14 protein-coding genes are annotated in these 18467 nt (G+C 68.0%); 8 read left to right on the plus strand and 6 right to left on the minus strand.

The features are described 5' to 3' along the window. Window positions 1–95: 95 nt before the first annotated feature. A complete protein-coding gene (locus tag ACIBEF_RS21575) occupies window positions 96–1208 on the plus strand; it encodes a hypothetical protein (protein ID WP_396795065.1) in 1113 nt (370 codons plus the stop codon). Window positions 1209–1858: 650 nt separating this feature from the next. Here the strand turns inward: ACIBEF_RS21575 and ACIBEF_RS21580 are convergent. Beyond that, window positions 1859–2698: an alpha/beta hydrolase fold domain-containing protein gene (locus tag ACIBEF_RS21580; RefSeq protein WP_396794980.1), complete on the minus strand. Its 840-nt coding sequence runs from the start codon at window positions 2696–2698 to the stop codon at window positions 1859–1861. Between the two features lie 210 nt (window positions 2699–2908). Between ACIBEF_RS21580 and argJ the strand changes: the two genes are divergently transcribed. Next, on the plus strand, window positions 2909–4057 hold the full coding sequence (gene argJ / locus ACIBEF_RS21585) for a bifunctional glutamate N-acetyltransferase/amino-acid acetyltransferase ArgJ (protein WP_396794981.1): 1149 nt from the start codon (window positions 2909–2911) through the stop codon (window positions 4055–4057). Window positions 4058–4123: 66 nt separating this feature from the next. Here argJ and ACIBEF_RS21590 read toward each other — a convergent pair whose 3' ends face one another. The 4 genes from ACIBEF_RS21590 to argH are packed head-to-tail and all read right to left on the minus strand — an operon-like array spanning window position 4124 to window position 8696. Then, a complete protein-coding gene (locus ACIBEF_RS21590; protein WP_396794982.1) occupies window positions 4124–4969 on the minus strand; it encodes an EamA family transporter in 846 nt (281 codons plus the stop codon). A gap of 28 nt (window positions 4970–4997) precedes the next feature. Continuing rightward, window positions 4998–5942, minus strand: coding sequence for a methionyl-tRNA formyltransferase (locus ACIBEF_RS21595; protein ID WP_396794983.1), 945 nt, complete (start codon window positions 5940–5942; stop codon window positions 4998–5000). A 22-nt stretch (window positions 5943–5964) separates the two neighbouring features. Further along, window positions 5965–7146 (minus strand): argininosuccinate synthase, encoded by a 1182-nt coding sequence (locus tag ACIBEF_RS21600; RefSeq protein ID WP_396794984.1) that lies wholly within the window; start codon window positions 7144–7146, stop codon window positions 5965–5967. Next, window positions 7143–8696: an argininosuccinate lyase gene (argH, locus tag ACIBEF_RS21605; protein ID WP_396794985.1), complete on the minus strand. Its 1554-nt coding sequence runs from the start codon at window positions 8694–8696 to the stop codon at window positions 7143–7145. The genes ACIBEF_RS21600 and argH overlap by 4 nt, the downstream gene beginning before the upstream one ends. 871 nt (window positions 8697–9567) lie before the next feature. Here argH and ACIBEF_RS21610 point away from each other — a divergent pair. From ACIBEF_RS21610 to ACIBEF_RS21625, 4 genes are all read left to right on the plus strand, one after another. Further along, on the plus strand, window positions 9568–10344 hold the full coding sequence (locus ACIBEF_RS21610) for an enoyl-CoA hydratase/isomerase family protein (protein ID WP_396794986.1): 777 nt from the start codon (window positions 9568–9570) through the stop codon (window positions 10342–10344). A 190-nt stretch (window positions 10345–10534) separates the two neighbouring features. Beyond that, window positions 10535–11806 (plus strand): asparagine synthase C-terminal domain-containing protein, encoded by a 1272-nt coding sequence (locus ACIBEF_RS21615; RefSeq protein ID WP_396794987.1) that lies wholly within the window; start codon window positions 10535–10537, stop codon window positions 11804–11806. Window positions 11807–11865: 59 nt separating this feature from the next. Continuing rightward, window positions 11866–12684 carry a TauD/TfdA family dioxygenase gene (locus ACIBEF_RS21620; protein WP_396794988.1) on the plus strand — a complete coding sequence of 273 codons (819 nt, stop codon included), beginning with the start codon at window positions 11866–11868 and terminating at the stop codon, window positions 12682–12684. After that, window positions 12674–14110, plus strand: coding sequence for a class I adenylate-forming enzyme family protein (locus ACIBEF_RS21625; RefSeq protein ID WP_396794989.1), 1437 nt, complete (start codon window positions 12674–12676; stop codon window positions 14108–14110). Before ACIBEF_RS21620 ends, ACIBEF_RS21625 begins: the two co-directional genes overlap by 11 nt. Before the next feature lie 41 nt (window positions 14111–14151). On the opposite strand, the gene ACIBEF_RS21630 is transcribed toward ACIBEF_RS21625, so the two are convergent. After that, window positions 14152–14748 (minus strand): helix-turn-helix domain-containing protein, encoded by a 597-nt coding sequence (locus ACIBEF_RS21630; RefSeq protein ID WP_396794990.1) that lies wholly within the window; start codon window positions 14746–14748, stop codon window positions 14152–14154. A 76-nt stretch (window positions 14749–14824) separates the two neighbouring features. Here ACIBEF_RS21630 and ACIBEF_RS21635 point away from each other — a divergent pair, with 76 nt between their 5' ends. Both ACIBEF_RS21635 and ACIBEF_RS21640 read left to right on the plus strand, forming a co-directional pair. Next, window positions 14825–16399 carry an FAD-dependent oxidoreductase gene (locus tag ACIBEF_RS21635; RefSeq protein ID WP_396794991.1) on the plus strand — a complete coding sequence of 525 codons (1575 nt, stop codon included), beginning with the start codon at window positions 14825–14827 and terminating at the stop codon, window positions 16397–16399. 266 nt (window positions 16400–16665) lie between these two features. Then, complete coding sequence (locus ACIBEF_RS21640; protein ID WP_396794992.1) at window positions 16666–18396, plus strand: hypothetical protein; 1731 nt, start codon at window positions 16666–16668, stop codon at window positions 18394–18396. Window positions 18397–18467: the final 71 nt, after the last annotated feature.

The following is an 18467-nucleotide window of genomic DNA, read 5'->3' on the forward strand; positions in this document are numbered from 1 at the left end:
GCCACCCGCTACGACAAACTGGCCGTCCGCTACGAAGCCACCCTGACCATCGCCGCCATCAACCAGTACCTCCGAGCTTTATGAAACACGGGCTAATGCTGCTCGACATAGTCGGGACCGGCAGAACAACCAGCTTCGGTGGCTCCTCCGCGTCGGTAACGCGCTACAAGGCGCGAACACTCGTCGCGGGTTTAGACGTGACGCAAATTATAAATGCGAAGCTGCGTTCAATGTCAGCGCATTGCTTCGGAATATCTTCATGGTTTGGAATTAGGGCAATCGACGAAGATTGGGGCCGTCACCCTGGGAGTGCCCGCCTCAAATCATTTGCGTTAACAGTCGACACGCTTCCGGAGCAGATTATCACTCTGGGTTCCGGTCGAGACCTGGTAATAACCGCACATTGGCGAGTGGGGGGAACAGAAGATCAAAGGACCATCCATGCACCTATATCGATAACGTGTCGATCCCGTCTCGCTAAGCCTCTTTTCCAACTCCGTCAGCCACTCCTCCGGCTGCAAGACCTGATCTCGCTCGCTTACGGTGGCCATGTACTGGCTAGCGCAGGGCAAGCAGTGCCTGATCTAAAGGAGGCTGGTTCCCCACAATCAACGCCCGAGTTGTGGGATTACCACCTCATGGTGCGTCCACCGGGAGTCCAAGCGGTGAAGGATAAGGACCTGCCGTACTTTTATCTTGCCGAAATTGGAGGAATGGCTGGTATAGGTCGGTGGGTGCGCCTCTGCCAGACCCATCCGCGAGCCATCCGACCGCTCGTTGAGCGCTTTCGCCTCGGCAAGCCCTCCGCCCCACTCCGACTGATGGAGATTGCAGCCGGGATGGAGTACTGGATCAAAGTCAATCAGAGCCAAAGGGCGTGGGCGAAACTGCGTTGTTCGCAACGCCGACACGGATGCGGTTTTTCTTGGCCCATCGCGAGCTACGTCGGCTCTAGCTTCACCGAATGGTGCGGGGACCCTCACCGCTGGGCCCAAAAGTTCTGGGGCGCGTACAACAGGTTGAAACACGACCCAGGAGCGGTGGACGAATACGAGGTGTCGCTTCTGGCTGATAGCGGACACCTACTTCTCACCGCCGCATTATTGAACCGCGTCGCCTTAGGGCGAATGCCGGCAAAAAGCATCTTCCAGAACAGTACGCACAGAACCTGGCAACTGAAAGAACAGATCAGAAGTTTACTGATCTAAGGTTGGGTTCACTGTTCGCGAGGTGAATTGCTCAAATTAGGTGCGTCAATGACTGCTTGACACTTTTGACGGCGAGCCGCTAGGCGAGGCCGTGGTGGGGATGCGGCGCGCGTACTCCAGGCAGGCCTCCGCCTGCCGGCAACACCGGCCGAGGTGTCGCAGAGGCTCCGGGGTCAAGGGCGGCCCGCACGGCCGTCACGCAGCGATGCGAGGCGCCCTTGAGGTCGGAGCATCGCATCCTTCGCGCTGCATTCCCACCACGGCCGGCGGTGTGTCGCCATACGGCGCGGCGGTGCGATGGCCGCCGCGCCCCGGCCGGCCAACTGCAGCTCCTATTCAACGGAGACTGACCGCGAAGATTCTGCGCCGACACTGGGCCGCTGGAATGCATGTGCTGGGACGGAAATGCATGTGCTGGGACGGATCTCTCAAGCATGTGGTGGGACTGAACATCTTCACCCCGACCGGTGCCCACCTGGGATCAGCGCTGGCGCGATGCGGAGTCCGAGGTGTCCGCGACCGTATCGGCTTCTAGTCGGAAGATTCGCCTTTCTATCCGTCGAATAGAAGAACGACTGAGCGCCTAACCGATATACGTTGCTGGTCGGTTCTGAAAGCAGTATTCGATTCGTAGCCTCCGGCTCAGGTAATTAAGCGGTCAGGACCCTGGTGAAGAACGCCAGAGTGTCGCGGATCAGCGGCTCCAGCGGCACCCCGCCGAAGCAGTGGTCGGCACCCTGCACCACCGACAACTCAACCTCGGCTCCCACCGCGGTCAGTGCTGCGGCAAGTTCCTCGCTCTGCCCCACCGGTACGACCAGGTCCTGGTCTCCGTGGATCAGCAGCATCGGTGGGGCCTGGTCGGTGACGTAGGTGATCGGACTTGCCGCCCGACCCAGCCCCGGGTTGTCTGGCAACGGGCCGCCGACCAGAAGTGACTCGGGTGAGTCGGCCGCGTCGTGGTCGATAGTCCCGGACGGGTGTGCCTGCGACTGCATGGTCAACAGGTTCGACGGCGCGTACCAGCAGACCGCTGCCCGAACGCGGGTGTCGTCCCGGTCGTCTCCCGTCAGCGCGACCATCGAGGCCAGGTGACCACCGGCCGACTCGCCCCACACCCCGATCCGCTCGCCGTCCACGCCCACCGTGCCGCCGTGCCGGCGCAACCAACGCACCGCCGCCTTGACGTCGTCGAGTTGGGCGGGGAAGTGCGCCTCGCCGCTGAGCCGGTACTGCACGGAGGCGACAGCGAAACCGGCCCGGATGGCGGCGGTGAACGGATCCACAGTCATCAGCCAGTCCGGCGGCTGCTTGGGCGAGCCGAACAGCCACGCGCCGCCGTGGATCCACACCAGGACCGGGGCTGGTCGGGGTGCCGTCACCGGCACGACGAGGTCCAACGTCAGCGGGCGGAAGCCCGGGACTTCGTGCACGACGATGTCGCGGTGCTCAATCCGGTCGTTCCGGCGCGGGGGTTCCGAATCGGTCATTGCGTCATCGTCGCACCGACGGTCCGGGCGTGCCGACCAGCCGACCAGCCCCGGATCGGAACCACCAGCGTCGGTACGCTCCGCGCCGGCCTCTGCCGAGGTCACGGCGACCCCGACGGACAGACAGCCCATTGATACGGTGGGTCACGAGGGGTGTCTGTTGCGTTCGGGGGCCGGGGCCGGGCCGAGATGAGAAGGATGGAGCAGCACATGATCGTTCCGCAGGGGTTCCGCGCGGTGGTCGCGAACGCCGGGCTCAAGGACGACGAGGACGATTTCACCGCCCTGGTCTCCGAGGTGCCTGCGGTCAGCGCGGCGGTGTTCACCCGCTCCCGGTTCGCCGGCCCCAGCGTCGTGCTCAGCCGTTCGGCGGCGTCGACGTCGTCTGCCCGCGGTGTCGTGGTGCTCTCCCGAAACGCGAACGTGGCCACCGGCAAAGAAGGGCTGGAGAACGCCCGTGAGGTGCGGTCCACAGTGGCTCGCGCCGTCGGGTTGGACGACGACGATCTGCTCATCGCGTCGACCGGGGTGATCGGGAAGCAGTATCCGATGCCGAGGGTCCGACAGCGCCTGGCCGAGCTTCGGTGGCCCTTTCCGCCTGCCGATTTCGACCGGGTCGCGCGGGCGATCATGACCACCGACACCACGCCCAAGGTGGTGCGGGTCAGCTGCGGAGCGGCGAGCATCGTCGGCGTCGCGAAGGGCGTCGGCATGATCGAACCGAACATGGCGACCCTGTTGACGTTCTTCTGCACGGACGCCCGCATCGAGCCGGCCGACCTGGACCGGGTGTTCCGGTCGGTCATCGCTCGCACGTTCAACGCGGTCAGCATTGACACCGACACCTCCACCAGCGACACCGCGGCCATTTTCGCCAACGGCCTGGCCGGGCCGGTCGCCCTCGACGAGTTCGAGCAGGCGTTGTATTCCGTCGCACTGGACCTGGTGCGGATGGTCGCCCGTGACGGTGAGGGTGCCAGCAAGCTCATTGAGGTCCGGGTCAATGGTGCGCGCGACGGCGAGCAGGCCAAGCGGGTGGGCAAGGCCATCGTCAACTCGCCTCTGGTCAAGACAGCCGTGCACGGCGCGGACCCGAACTGGGGCCGGGTAGCCATGGCGATCGGCAAGTGCGAGGACGACGAGGACATCGACCAGCAACGGGTACGGATCGGTTTCGGCGGTATCGAGGTCTATCCGGCGCAGGCCACTGAGGAGACCCTGGTTCGGCTGCGGCGCCACCTCGAAGGCGACGACGTCGTGATCGAGGTCGACCTGGGGATCAGCGCCGGCGCTTTCACCGTGTACGGGTGCGACCTCACTGACGGATACATCCGGATCAACGCTGACTACACCACCTGAGCGACGATGCATCCGGGCGGTACCCGACGAGGTACCGCCCGAATGGTCGTGGCCGAGCCGCGCGGGTCAGCGGGACGCCAGCAGGAACACCCCGACCAGCGCCAGGACGACACCTGCCCACTGCACCCGGGTGGCGCGTTCGCGCAACACGACCCGCGCGAGCAGGAGCGTGCTGACCGGGTAGAGCGATGCCAGCAGGCCCACCACGGACAGGTAGCCCTCACGGACCGCCAGCAGATACAGCACGCTCGACAGCATGTCCAGGCCACCGGAGAGCAGGGCCAGCAGCACCGTGTTACGGGGAGCTCTGATCGGCCAACGACCAATCGGCCAGGCGAGCACCAGCAGTGTCAACGAGGCGCATCTGGCGGCCACCAGTGGCCACAGCCCCGACCCGTCCCCGGTACGGGACAGCAGCACGAAGAACAGGCCGAAGCCGGCACCGGCCGCCAACGCACCAGCCACAGTCCGCAGGTGCGATTGTCGACCCGGCCGGTCGCCGCCCGAGGTGACCGAGACGCAGGGAATGGCGATCAGGCCGCAGGCCAGGCCGGCCGCCCCGATCACCGACACGGTGTCGCCACCGGCCAGGCCGACGAGGACGGGCAGGATCGCGGCCATGGCGGCGGTGGTCGGAGCGACCACGCTCATCACTCCGTGGGCGAGGGCGTGATAGAGCAGCATGGCACCGACGCTGCCGGCCAACCCGGCCAGTGCCCCCCAGCCGGCATCGGCCGCCCGGATGTTGCCGCCGCCAACGGTCCCGACGAACACCACGGCGGTCGCCAGCCCTGCCATGTTCGACCAGAGCACGACGGTCACCGCCGCGGCGCGCTTGGTGGCGAAGCCACCGACGAAGTCGGCGGCTCCCAGAACCGTTGCCGAAGCCAGCGACATCAGAATGCTGAACATGTTCCGCCTTGGGTTGTCGGTGGCCGGATCAGTGAGATGTCAGATAGCCCCCCATGGACGTGAAGTAGGCACGCGCCGGCAGCTCCGTGCCATCGTCCGTGCGCACCTGCAGGATTCTCAACCCCTGCTCACGTCCGGTGTGGGCATCCGGCCCGCACACCACGACCACGCCGTCTCCCTCTGGGCAGAAGATCCGGCCCGGCGTCCCTCCGTAGCGCTTGGACGACACAGCCGCTGCCGTCACTCGCAGCCGGACACCGTTGTGGTAGGCAAAGGCGTTCGGGTAGGGATCGCTCTGCGCCCGGATCAGATTGGCCAACCGGTCGGCCGGCCACGTCCAGTGGATTCGGCTGTCCTCCACCGATCGCTTGTGGAAGAACGTCGCCTGGGCCGGGTCCTGGCTGATCCACTGCCCGGTGCCGCTCTCGATGAGGTCCAGCGCCGACAGGGTGATCTCCGGGAAAATCTCGATGGTGCGCTCGAACAGGTTCGTCACAGTGTCCTTGTCGCTCACCTCGACCCGACGCTGCAACACGATCTCGCCGAGGTCGAAATCATCGTTCATGAAGTGCACGGTGACCCCGACCTCGCGTTCACCGTTGATCATCGCCCAGTTGAGTGGGGCGAAGCCGCCGTAACGAGGCAGCAGGGCGTCGTGGACGTTGATCGCCCCGTGCCGCGCCAGGCGGTACACGGCCGGCGCCAGCCAGGTCCGCCAGTCCGATGACACGATGATGTCCGGGGCCAGCTCCCGCAGCCGTGCGGCGACCTCGTCGTCATTGGCGTACTGACGGACCAGGATCGGCAGGTCGTGCTTCTCGGCCAGGTCGACCACCGAGTTGTTCCAGATGGTTTCGTACTCGTGCCCGCTGTCGGGATGGGTGATGACCTGCACCACCTCATGGCGGGAGTCCATCAGCGCCTGCAGCACTCGATGCCCCCACGTCTGGTAGCCCATGAACACTACTCGCACGGGTGTCGCTCCTCTCTGCTTCTCAGGCCCGGTGACCGGCGGTCAGCGGCAGTGACCACACGTAGGCGAAGCCGGCACCCGCCTGGTGATCGAACTGGTCGCCGGCTTCGTAGGTGGCCATCGCCCGGCTGTAGCGGGAGTTCGGCGAGGACCGACTGACCACCGTGCAGTTCCCCTTGAACATGTCCACGGCGATCTCGCCGGTCACCGCCGGCTGAAGGGTCGCCACGAATCCGTCGAGGGCCCGACGCAGATCGCTGAACCAGTAGCCGTAGTAGACGAGTTCGGCGTATCGCAGGGCGATGGACTGCTTGTGGTGCAGTGTTTCGCGGTCCAGCACCAGCGACTCCAACTCCGCGTGCGCGGCCATCAGTACGGTTGCCGCCGGCGCCTCGTAGATGCCCCGGGTCTTGAATCCGACGATCCGGCTCTCGGTGATGTCGATCCGACCGATGCCGTGCGGCGCCGCGAGCGCGTTGAGGCGGCCGACCAGAGTGCTCAGACCCAGCGACTCGCCGTCGAGGCTCACCGGAACACCCCCGGTGAAGCCGATCCGTACGCGGGTCGGCTCGTCCGGGGCCTGGCGAGGATCACCGGTCAGCTGCCACGCGTCGGCCGGCGGCGGCTGGGCGACGTCGTCGAGGTCGCCACACTCGATACTGGTCCCCCAGACGTTCGTGTCGATGCTGTAGGGCTTCTCCTTACCGACAGGCACCGGGATGCCGTGCTTGTCGGCGTAGGCCAGCTCGTCCTCGCGGGTCTTCAACTCCCAGTCGATCACCGGTGCCAGCACCTTCAGCGACGGGTCGAGCGCCGCCACACTGGTGAAGAAGCGGACCTGGTCGTTGCCCTTGCCCGTGGCGCCGTGCGCTACCGCGTCCGCGCCGACGGCGTGCGCGATCTCGACCATCCGCTGTGCGATCAGGGGTCGGGACAGCGGCGCGGCCAGCAGGTACTTGTTCTCGTACCGGGCGTGTGCCTGGAGGGCGGGCAACGCGAAGTCGGTCAGGAACCGATCGGTCAGTGGCTCCGCCCGCACCTCGGACGCGCCGGTCCGCAGGGCGCGCTCGCGCACGTCCGGTACGGATTCGAGCTGCCCGATGTCGGCACAGAAGGCGATCACCTCGGCGTCGTACCGGTCGCGCAGCCAGTGCAGCGCCACCGAGGTGTCCAGGCCACCGGAGTAGGCGAGAACGATCTTCATGACTGCTCCCTTTCAGGGTGGTCGTGCGCGAGTTCGTCGAGGACGGCGGCGAGTGTCTTGTCGATCGGGGCGCCGCCCGCCACGTCGTCGGCACCGCGCAGCGTGCCGGCGCGGGCCGCGGCCAGGCCCTCGCGACGGGTACGGCTCCAGCTGCGGTGTGCGGTGGAGCTGGTGCGCAGCTCCGCAGCGACGTCCATCACGCTGGCGGTGGAGGTGCCACCACCACTGGTGTAGCCGTTCATGGCGTTCAGTGGCGCGAGCAGCTCACGGAGCACGTCCACGGCGACCGGATGGCCCTCGTCGGCCAGCATCGACGACACCAGTTCGAGGTCGCGCAGCGTCGCCTGCCGGCTGATCAGCTGACCGACCACCTTGCCGACGATGTGATGCGACTGGCGGAACGACACCCCGGCCGTAGACACGAGATAGTTGGCCAGCTCGGTGGCGGTCGAGAAGTTGTCCCAGCACAGGTCCTCGCCGCGCTGCGGGTCGAAGCGAAGCGTACGGGTCTGGCTCTCCACCACGCGAAGGGTGGACAGGTACGAGTCGATGCTCTGCCACAGGAACGGCTTGTCCTCCTGCAGGTCGCAGCTGTACCCGAGCGTCACACCCTTGACCGCTGTCAGCAGTTGCACCAGCACTCCGGTGGCCCGGCCGGACCGTCCGCGTGCCAGCTCGGCGACCACCGGGTTCTTCTTCTGCGGCATGATGGAACTGCCCGTGGTGAAGGCGTCCCCCACCTCGCAGAGCCGGTACTCGTGACCGCTCCACATGACGATCTCCTCCGCCATGCGTGACAGGTTGTTGCTGCCGAGGGCGAAGGCCGCAGCCGCTTCGATCATGTGGTCGCGGGCGCTGGTGGCGTCCAGGGCGTGGCTGAGCACCCGGTCGAAGCCCAGGAGCTGTGCGGTCGCGTCGCGGTCGAGCGGGAAGGAGGTGCCGGCGAGCGCGCAGGCCCCGAGCGGTGACTCGTTGACCCGACCGAAGGCGTCCCGCAGACGGCGTACATCACGCAGCAGCGCGCTGGCGTGTGCCGTCCGCCAGAAGGCGACGCTGATCGGCTGGGCGGCCTGGCTGTGGGTGTACCCCGGCAGCACCGTGCGGAAATCCTGATCGGTGAGCTGCGTCAGCCGGTCGATCAGGTCGAGGTTGGCGTCGATCGCCTCGAGAAGGACGTCGCGGAGGTACATCCGGGCATCGGTGGACACCTGATCGTTGCGGGACCGGGCCGTGTGCATCCGGCCACCGACGTCCAGCCCCAGCTCCTCGATGACCATCTGCTCGACGTTGAGGTGGACGTCCTCGTACTCGGCTCGCAGCGTGAGCGCGCCGTCTCGATGTTGCTGGTCCAGCTTGACCAACGTCGCGACGATGGATCGCGCCGCATCCTGCGCGACGATGCCCTGACGAGCCAGCAGCAGCACGTGCGCGATGTTCTGCCACAGGTCGTGTGGGATCAGCCGGACGTCGATGTCAACGGTGAGCGTGTAGTCGAGTACCTCGGGTGTGATGTCTTCCTCGAAGCGACCGCCCCAGAGCTTCTGGGTCATCGGACACGCCTTTCCGGGCCCGTCGGGACCTCATGTCGCAACGCCATGGCTTCTGTTTTTGCGCAGGCGTCATCCATCCTGCGGCCAATTGAGCGCAGAATTATCGAACAATTGTTTTCTGTTGAGGCGGTGCAACCGGCTCACCGGGCAGTGCGGATTGGGGCAGCGATCACCACAGGTCGACCACAAAGGTGAACGGGAAATGCCCCGAATCTCGGGAGGAGGTCGCGTCGTATGCTCGTGGCGTTATGGCGAACGCCTGTTTCCGTTTGTCACAACCCCGACATCTGGCGGGCCAACCCTCCATGCAGTCGACCAACACCCCGGGACCGAGCGGGGACCGGTGCGGGCAATGGTGCCGACGAAAGCAGCACTTCAGTCGAACTGATCACTCTTTGTCTGATTTCAAACACCCCGCGTGTCGTTTACACCCCTGACCTGCTGATATGCCCTTGCCCTAGCCCGCACTGAACGTCCACGTGCGACCACACTATGTCAGGGGACGTCGGGCCGGGTGCCCCTTCTCGCCATCTGGGAGCGATTCTCGATGCGGTGGGGACAGCACCGCCGACAGTGAGTAGAAATTGACCCGAAACATGCGCCGATCGCCAGCAGGGCCGGCTTTGAACGAACAACAAGGCTGCGAAATTGCGGCTATTGACATTGAGCGCGATGATGCACAAAATGAGGGTTATCTGAGCAAGGTCGGCGTAGCAATGGCACCCCATTGCCACCAGCCGCGCTCCTGTCGTACCGTGCTTGACGATCCCGCCGCTCTTCGCCGTACGCCGGCGTGTCTTGAGCTGCCCGGCCGGTCTTGCGGCACCGATACGCCGGGAGCGACACCAACCAGTCGGAAGAGCGGAAGCGAATGTCAGCGGAATTGAGCACGCAGACCTATTTCAGCCTCGACGTCTCCGAGGGCGTGGCCGTGGTGGAGTTCTCCGAGGGCCACCGGCACAACATGTGGTCGATGCCCCGGATGCGGGCGCTGACCGAGACGGTTCGCGAGCTCGACGCCCCGGACGTCCGTGCGGTCGTGCTGTTCAGCGGCGTCGACAGGTCCTTCGGGGTGGGGGGCGACTTCCACGAGACGTCGACGTTCCGAGGCGGCGACGAGGTTGATGAGTGGATCGATCACATCACCGACCTGTACGTCGCCTGTCTACAGCTCAACCGCCCACTGGTGGTGGCGATCGACGGCTTCGCGATCGGTATCGGCCTGCAGATCGCGCTCACCGCGGACTACCGGGTGGGCAGCGACCGGTGCGTGCTGAAGATGCCGGAGTTCCAGGTGGGCATCGCCTGCACCTTCGGTGGATACATGCTCGAGCGGTCCGTGGGCCGCAGCGTCATGCAGCAGATGCTGATGTCCAGTGGGGACTGGTCGGCCGAGCGGAGCCTGCAGGACAGGCTACTCCACGACGTGGTCCCGGTGGATCGGCTGTTGTCCGTCGCCGTGCAGCGGGCCCGGTCCTTCGCGGCCTACCCGACGGCCGGTTTCCGGAGCACCAAACCGTACCTCAACAGGGGATTCATCGACGGGCTCGAACAGCTTCGAGTCATCGGCAAGCAGGCGCACCGCGCGGCATTCGCCGCCGGTGAGGCGCAGCGCAACATGCGACAGGTCATCGACAGCGGTCGGTGACGTCGCAGACCATCGACGCGGAAGGAACACCATCATGGCGGCCAGCAGGTGGGCGGCGGTCGGAAACTGCGATCTGACCCCTCTGGAACGGATAAGTCCCGCTGTCCACGTCGGTGACCTGAGAGTTCACACCAGCGGGTTGGCGGGTGACAGCCCACGCACCACGCCGTTGGAGATCGACGTGCGGACGATGTCGGTCCGGACCGCGGACGGCGGCGCCACACCCGCCACGGCCGAGTCCGACAGGGCGCGGATCCTCGTCGACGAGGACCGCGTCGTCGTGCGGACCACAGCACTGAACGAGGATGCCATCTACCTGGCGTTCAACCGGTCTCAGGGCAAGCTCGCCTACTTCACCGACCTGTTCCTGGCCCCGCTGATCCTGCCCGCGCTCGGTCTGCCCGTCGAGGTCCGCCCGGAGGGACCTCAACCGCGCAGCGATGAGACCGCACTGCTGCACGTCAGCCGGATACCGTTCGGCACGGTGCAGGAGGGCAGGCGGCTGCGCGACGGATGGACCCTACGCACCACACTGGCCGACGATCCCCTGCGGCATCTGCGTCGTCCTGGGCGTACCGACGCGCTGCAAGCCGGAGAGGACCAGGTCAGTGCCCTGCAGGAGCAGATCCGGTCGGTAGCCCGAGACCGACCGCTCGACCGGTTCGCGACCCTCCTGTCCGGCGGCATCGACTCCGGCACTGTCACCCTGCTCGCCGCCTCGGAGGGGCTCGCCCTGACGCCGTACAGCGCCGGCACTCCCTGGGGTGACGAGTTCGACGACGCCACGGAGCTGAGCGATCACCTGGGTCTCTCCGTGCGCCGGGTCGAGCTGTCCGAGGAACGCATCCTGGCTGCTGTCCCGCAGGCCATCCGAGGGCTGGGTGTCACGGAGCCCGAGGTGGTGGAGGTCGCGCTGACCGCGACGGCGCTCTACGACGGGACCGAGATCCCGCGCGACGAGGTGCTGTTGACCGGATATGGGAGCGACCTCATCAACGCCGGCATCTACCGTCCGTTCAGCGCGCCGGAGGAGCTGATCGATCAGACGATCGCGGCCATACACCAGACCCGGTTCACCAACGAGTTGTCCAGCCGGCTGCCGTTGGCGTACGGCCGGGAAGTCCACCACCCGTTCTGGGCGTGGCCGGTGATCCAGATCGCCCTGGACACGGCGCCGGACTGCAAGGTGCGCGACGGGAGGGAGAAGTTCCACCTTCGTCAGGCCATGAGCCGACGGGTGTCGCACGACATCGCCTGGCGTCGCAAGATCGCCGTTCATCACGGCGGCGGTCTGCAGCGAGGAGTCGTGAAGCGACTCGAGGCGGATGCCCCCGGCGTCCACCGGTCCGCGATCTACCTTGCCTGTTTCCGCGAACTGGTGAACCTGGCGCGGGAAGGCTCGATCGACGACTGGGACCCACTTCAGGTGTACGAGCGCGGCATCGCCGACGCCCGGCGCTGACCACCCCGAAGCCCGCTCACCGCGGCCGCGTCACCCATCCCAACGCCACACCTCAGGAGATGACCTTGAGCCTCACCCCGTCAGGTCTCGGGCTGGTACTCGACCCCACCCCCACGAACAATCTGGCGAGCGCCTGCCGCAGTGCCGCGACCCGGACCGGTGCGGCCCTCGTACGAGGGCTCGATCTCGACGAACCTGCCTTTCAACGCCTGGTGCACGAGCTCGGCGACACCGTTGAGCACAAGTTCGGCGAGGGCCAGGCCGACCTGCTCAAGTTGAACGCCTCAGCAGACGAGGGGAAAGTGGTCACCGGGCGCGGCCCACTCCCGCTGCACACCGACGGCATCCTGGTAGGAGAGCAGACGGATCTGATCGTCCTCTACGCCAGCGAGTTCCGCGACGCGCCTGGATCCGGCGAGACGACGGTCTGTGACCAGTTGGCGGCATGGGCCGAGATGCCGGACGACCTGCGGCAGACGATCGAGACCGTAGGGCTGGAGTATCTGGTCCAGGACCGGGGTTACTTCCCGACGGTCCCTGACGACTGGTACGAGATCCCCACCGTCCGCGACTACGGTCGGGTTCGCTCGCTGAACCTGACGTTGCCGTTCCCCGCCGGCGCCAACCACGGCTGGCAGGTACGGGTCAAAGGTGGCGACCAGACCACCACCGACACCTTCTTCACCCAGCTCGGCGACTTCCTGCACCGCCCCCGATTCCTCTACCAGCACCGCTGGCAGGTGGGCGACCTTCTCGTGATCGACAACCAGCGCACCCTGCACGGGCGCACCGCGATCGGTGCCGACGGGGTGCGGCTGCTCCTGCGCGGACAGGTCACTCTGAACACGGCACGCCGGGATGATCTGCATGCTGCATGAGGCGTTCCAGGAGGTGGTTCGGACCCACCCGGACGGGGTGGCCGTGCAGGCAGCCGACGGCGAGGAGCTCACGTACGCCCAGCTGAGCGACCTCGTCGACCGGGCGTCCGTCGGCCTGCTCGGCGTCGGGGTACAGCCCGGTCACCACGTCGCCACCCGTCTGCACAACGGCCCCGCGTACGTCGCGACCATTCTCGCCCTGGCTCGGCTCGGCGCGGTGCACCTGCCGATCAGTGTGCAGTCGAACCGGGATCGGCTCCGCTGGTCGCTGGCCCAGGTCCCGGTCCGATTCCTGATCCACGAGCAGCATGACGACCTGTCCGAGACCCCGGTCGACACCCTCGCCGTCAACACGCTCCTCGCCGAGCCCGCCCCGCGCGCCGTCGAGGCGCTGCCGGTCGGGACTCGGGCCGGCGTCTTCCGGCTGCTGGAGACCACCGGATCCACCGGGGTCCCCAAGCTCGTCGCCTGGCGTCAGGAAGACCTGCTGGCCGACCGGCGGCAGTGGCTGTCCTATCTCAAGGTGACCGCTGAGGACGTCTTCCTGACCATGCACCCGTTGGATGTGGCCCATGGTGTCGACGTGCACATGTTTCCGGCGCTCCTGGCCGGCGCCCGGCTCGTGCTCTCCGACCCTGCCGCGCCGCCGGACCGGCTCCTGAGCGCTCTCGCCGAATCGGGCACGACGATCTTCAGCGCCTTGCCACGCCACTATCAGCTGCTTGCCGACAACAGCTCGACTACTCTGCCGTCGCTGCGGCTCCCGCTCTGCGGCGGGGCCTATCTCAGCCAGGAGGTGATCACGCAGGCCCGCCGACAACTCGGGATCCGGATCCGCCGCATCTACGGGTCCACCGAGTTCGGCATCGTCCTGGGCAACATGGACGACGTCGCGCAGGAGTCCCGCGGCATGTATCCGCTGCCAGCGGTCGAGGTGGCGCTGGAACCGCTCTCGGCGCAGACGCCGGCGCTCGGTGAGATCCTGGCCCGTTCGCCGCACACCAGCATCGGATACGAGGGCAACCCGGTCGAGACGGCACGTGCCTTCCGGGGCGGCTGGTACCGGACCGGCGACGTGGGCGAGCGGACGGAATCCGGCGAGTACCGCGTCCTGGGCCGGGTCGCCGACGTCCTGGCCACCACGTCGGGACGACTGATCTTCGCACCTCAGCTCGAAGGCGCGTTGGAAGCCGACGCGGCGGTGCGGGAGGCGGCGGTCGTGCCGTCGACGGCGGCGGATGACGGGGCGGCTCCGCTGGTGGTGGTGACACCGGCAGACGGAGCCCCGGCGTCCGACGTCGCCACTGCGGCGCGCCGCCTCCTGCGCGAGCACGGTGTGGCTGACCGGGTACGGGTGGTCGACGAGCTTCCGCACACCCCCGTCGGAAAGCTCGACAAACCAACAATTCTGCGACGGTGGGGCTGAGCAGCGGCTGGACGCTCCACTGCCAACGGGGTCGGGCTCGACTACTGCTGCTTGTCGGGCGTGGCCGGGCGGGCGCGGACGTGCAACCGCTCCCCCTGCGGGCCGAAAAGACTGAGGGCTTCGGCGGTGCCGGGGCCGGGGTTGAAGAACAGGTGCGGGACGCGGGTGTCGAACTCGGCCACCTCCCCCGGGGTCAGCGTCAGATCACGATCACCGAGCAGCAGGCGTAGCCGGCCGGAGAGCACGTAGAGCCACTCGTACCCCTCGTGGGCCTGCGGGATTCGGCCCCCGGCGGACGGGTCGGGCGGGAAGATCTGCTTGAACGCCTGGACGCCGCCCGGCCGGCGGGTCAGCGGCAGGTACGTCACGCCGTGGATGACGATCGGTTTGGGGCGTACCCGGGGGTCGCCGGTGGCGGGGGCGTCGACCAGTTCGTCCAGCGCCACCTGGTAGGCCCTCGCCAGCGGGAGCAGTAACTCCAGGGTGGGGCGGCGGCTCCCGGACTCCAGCCGGGACAGGGTGCTCACCGAGATGCCGGTCAGGTCGGCGAGCTGAGTCAGCGTGGTCCCACGTTGGTGACGCAGGGCACGCAGCCGGGGGCCGACGGCCGCCAGCGCGGCGTTGTCCTCGTTTGCCATAACGGCAAGGATAGTTGCCACTTTGCCGACGGCGACGGATGGTGGGCGCAGCCGACAGAGCAAGAGGGAGATACCGGTGGACGAGACATACGACGTGGTGGTGGTGGGCGGCGGCGCCGCAGGGCTCAGCGGAGCCCTGGCGCTGAGCCGGGCCCGACGGTCGGTACTGGTGATCGACTCCGGTGAGCCGCGCAACGCGCCGGCCGACCGGGTGCACAACTACCTGGGCCGGGAGGGGACGCCGCCGGGCGAGCTGCTCGCCATCGGACGGGCCGAGGTGTCCGGGTACGGCGGGCAGTTCCGCACCGGACGGGTGCAGGCCGCGACCCGGGACGACGACGGGTTCCGCCTGAGCCTGGACGGCGGTGATTCGGTACGCGCCCGCCGGCTGCTGGTGACCACCGGTCTGACCGACGAACTGCCCGACGTGCCCGGCCTCGCCCAACGATGGGGTCGCGACGTGCTGCACTGCCCGTACTGCCACGGTTGGGAGGTTCGGGACCGGCGGATCGGCGTCCTGGCAACCGGGCCGCTGGGCGTGCACCAGGCCGAGATGTGGCGACAGTGGAGCCCCAGCGTGCTGCTCCTGCTGCACGACGCCCCGGCGCCGGACGCGGAGACCGCCGAGCGGCTCGCCGCCCGCAGCATCGCGGTGGTGCCCGGCCCGGTCGCCGCCGTGGAGGTGACCGACGACGCGCTGACCGGAGTACGGCTCGCCGACGGCCGAGTGGTGGCGCTCGACGCGATCGTCGTGGCGACGCGGCTGACTCCCCGCTCCGATGTGATGGTGGGTTTGGGTCTGGCCCCGGAGGAGGTGACGATGGGCGAGCACGTCGTCGGCGCCCAGATCCCGGCCGACGCCACCGGCGCGACGACTGTCCCGGGCGTCTGGGTGGCGGGCAACGTGGCCGACATTCGCGGTCAGGTGATCACGTCCGCCGGGGCCGGCCTGAACGCCGCGGCGGCGATCAACGCCGACCTCATCGCCGAGGAGACCCGCGACGCGGTGGCCGCGTACCGGCAGTTGGTGGCCACGACGTTCGAGGAACCGGCGTGGGAGGAGCGCTACCAGTCCCGCCCCTCGGTCTGGAGTGGCCGGCCGAACCCGCAACTGGTCGCCGAGGTCACCGACCTGGCCCCGGGGCGCGCCCTGGACGTGGGCAGCGGCGAGGGTGCCGACGCGGTGTGGTTGGCCGGACGCGGCTGGCAGGTGACGGCGGTGGACATCTCCACCACGGCGTTGAGCCGGGCCGCCGCGCACGCCGAGACCGCGGGTGTGCGCGACCGGATCGAGTTCACCCACGCCGACCTACGGGACAAGCCGCCCACCGAGGAGACGTACGACCTGGTGTCCGCGCAGTTCATGCACCTGCCGCCGGACGAGCGGCGGGAGTTGTTCGGCCGGCTGGCCGCCGCGGTGGCACCCGGCGGGGTCCTGCTGATCGTCGGGCACCACCCCTCGGACCTGTGGGGGTCGGCGCACCGGATGCACATGCCGGACATGATGTACACCGCGCAGGACGTGGCCGCCGATCTGGAACCCGCCCACTGGGAGGTGCTGGCGGCCGAGGAACGCTCCCGCCTCGCCACCAACCAGAACGGTGAGGACATCACCCTCCACGACGCGGTCCTGGTCGCCCGCCGACGCTGACCCCGCGGGCGTCGCCGTGCGGTCACCACGTCGACCTGCGTCGACCATGGAGTGATGCGGGATGACAAAGGGTGGTGGAGCACCACCTTTCCGGCAGCACGAGTCCATGGTCGGCGCGGGAACGGGGCAACGCGGGACGGCAACGTGAGAGGTGGTGGGGCAGGACTTCGCATGTGGTCCGGTCAGCGGTAGCGTTGCGCCACACTGACGGCCCGTGGGGCAGGCGACCGCCGACCCTGACGCCCCGATCGTACGGAGGATGGTGCATGTCCATCGGCGCTGAGCCGCACGCAGCACGCGACGATGCGGCCTCCCGGCCGAGCTTCGAGCTCGCCCTTCGCGGATACGACAAACGCCAGGTGGACCGGCACCTGGAGCAGCTCGACGGCCAGATCACGATGCTGAGCGGAGAGCACGGGCGCTCCGCCGTCCGCGTCCGTGAACTGACCGCCGAGGTGCAGCGGCTGCGCGCCGAACTGGCCGAGCTTCAGGAGCAACCCGTGCAGGTGGACCGCGCTTCGTTCCACGATCTGGGCCCGATGGTCGGCGAGATCATGGCGCTCGCCGAGAAGCAGGCTGGCATCATCACCGAGTCGGCCACCGACCGGGCCAACGAGCTGCGCAGCGAGTCCGAACGGATCCTCGCCGACACCCGTGAGCGGGCCGCGCAGGCACGCCAGGATCTGGCCGAGGAACTGGCCGCCCGGCGGGCCGAGCAGGAGCAGGCGCACGAGGAGCGGCGCACCCTGGCCGAGGCGGAACTGACAGCGATCCGCGAGCACGCCGAGCAGTTGCGGGCCGACGGTGAAGCCGCGCACGAGCGCGCCCAGCACGAGGCCAAGCGGATCACCGAGCAGAGTGCACAGCAGCTCAACCAGACCCGGGTGGCCGCCGACGCGCTGATGAAGTCGGCCCGTACCCAGATCCAGCAGGAACTCCAGTCGACCCGCTCCAAGCACCAGCAGGAGATGGCCCAGTGGCAGGCCAGCGTGGAGCGAGAGGTCAACGAGCGGCGTACCGCCGCCGAGCAGGAGCTCGCCGAACAGCAGGCCGCCGCCGAGCAGGAGCTCGCCGAGCAGCGCAGCGCGACCGAGCAGCAGATCGCCGCGCTGCTCGCCGAGGCGCAGCAGCACGTGACCGAGCTGCGCAACCGCGCCGACGAGCAGGCCGCCAGCCATCAGCAGCAGCTCGCCGCCCTGCAGAAGGAGCTTGCGGAGCGCCGGCAGGAGTCCGACGACCTGAACGCCGAGCTGGACACCGGCCGCCAGCAACTCGCCGAGATCCGCCAGGAGGGCGAGACGCTGGAGAACGAGCTGTCCCGGATGCAGCAGCGACTTAACGAGGTCCGTCGGGACCTGACCGCCGAAAGTGCCCGCTTGGACGAGGCCCGGCGAGCCGGCGACTCCGCCGAGCGGCACGCCAAGGAGGTCCGCGCCCGCGTACAGCGGGAGGCGAAGCGGGTGGCCGACCTCGCCGCCGCCGCGGTCATGGCCGCGGCAGCCGGCGGTACGGAGACCGCTGAGTACCCGATGGTGGGCTCCCGCTCCAGCGCCGACCGACCCGCCCCGGAGCGCGTCGAGCGGCTCACCGTCAACCGCGTCGACCGGTACTCCGCGGAGCGCCCGACCGTTGACGACGCGGACACCGACCACGCCACCGCCGACCGCGCCCCGCTCAACGCCGCACCTGCCGATCGGGGCTCGGCCGAGAACGGCTACGCCGACCTGGCCCCGGTGGAACAGACCAGTGGCGACCAGACCCCGGCCGAGCACGCGAACGGCGACCGGGCACCGGCGGAGCAGGCAGACGACGCGCATGCTGGCGCTGCGGCGGTCGCGGAGGAGTCGACGACGTCCGAACGTACAGCGGCCCGGGAGGTCAGCGCCGACGACGCCGACCGGACCTTCCCTCGGCACATCGGCACCGACGCACCGACGCCCGTGCCGTTCCTGGCCTTCGGGCAGCCGGTCAGCGAGAACGGCGCCGCCCGGCACTGACCGCAGCGCGGTTGCACCGGGCCCGAAGCGGGCCCGGTGCAGCCGCCGTCGACCTCGCGCGTCGGTGCACA

The organism is Micromonospora sp. NPDC050795 (genome assembly GCF_044456785.1).
GTDB lineage: Bacteria > Actinomycetota > Actinomycetes > Mycobacteriales > Micromonosporaceae > Micromonospora.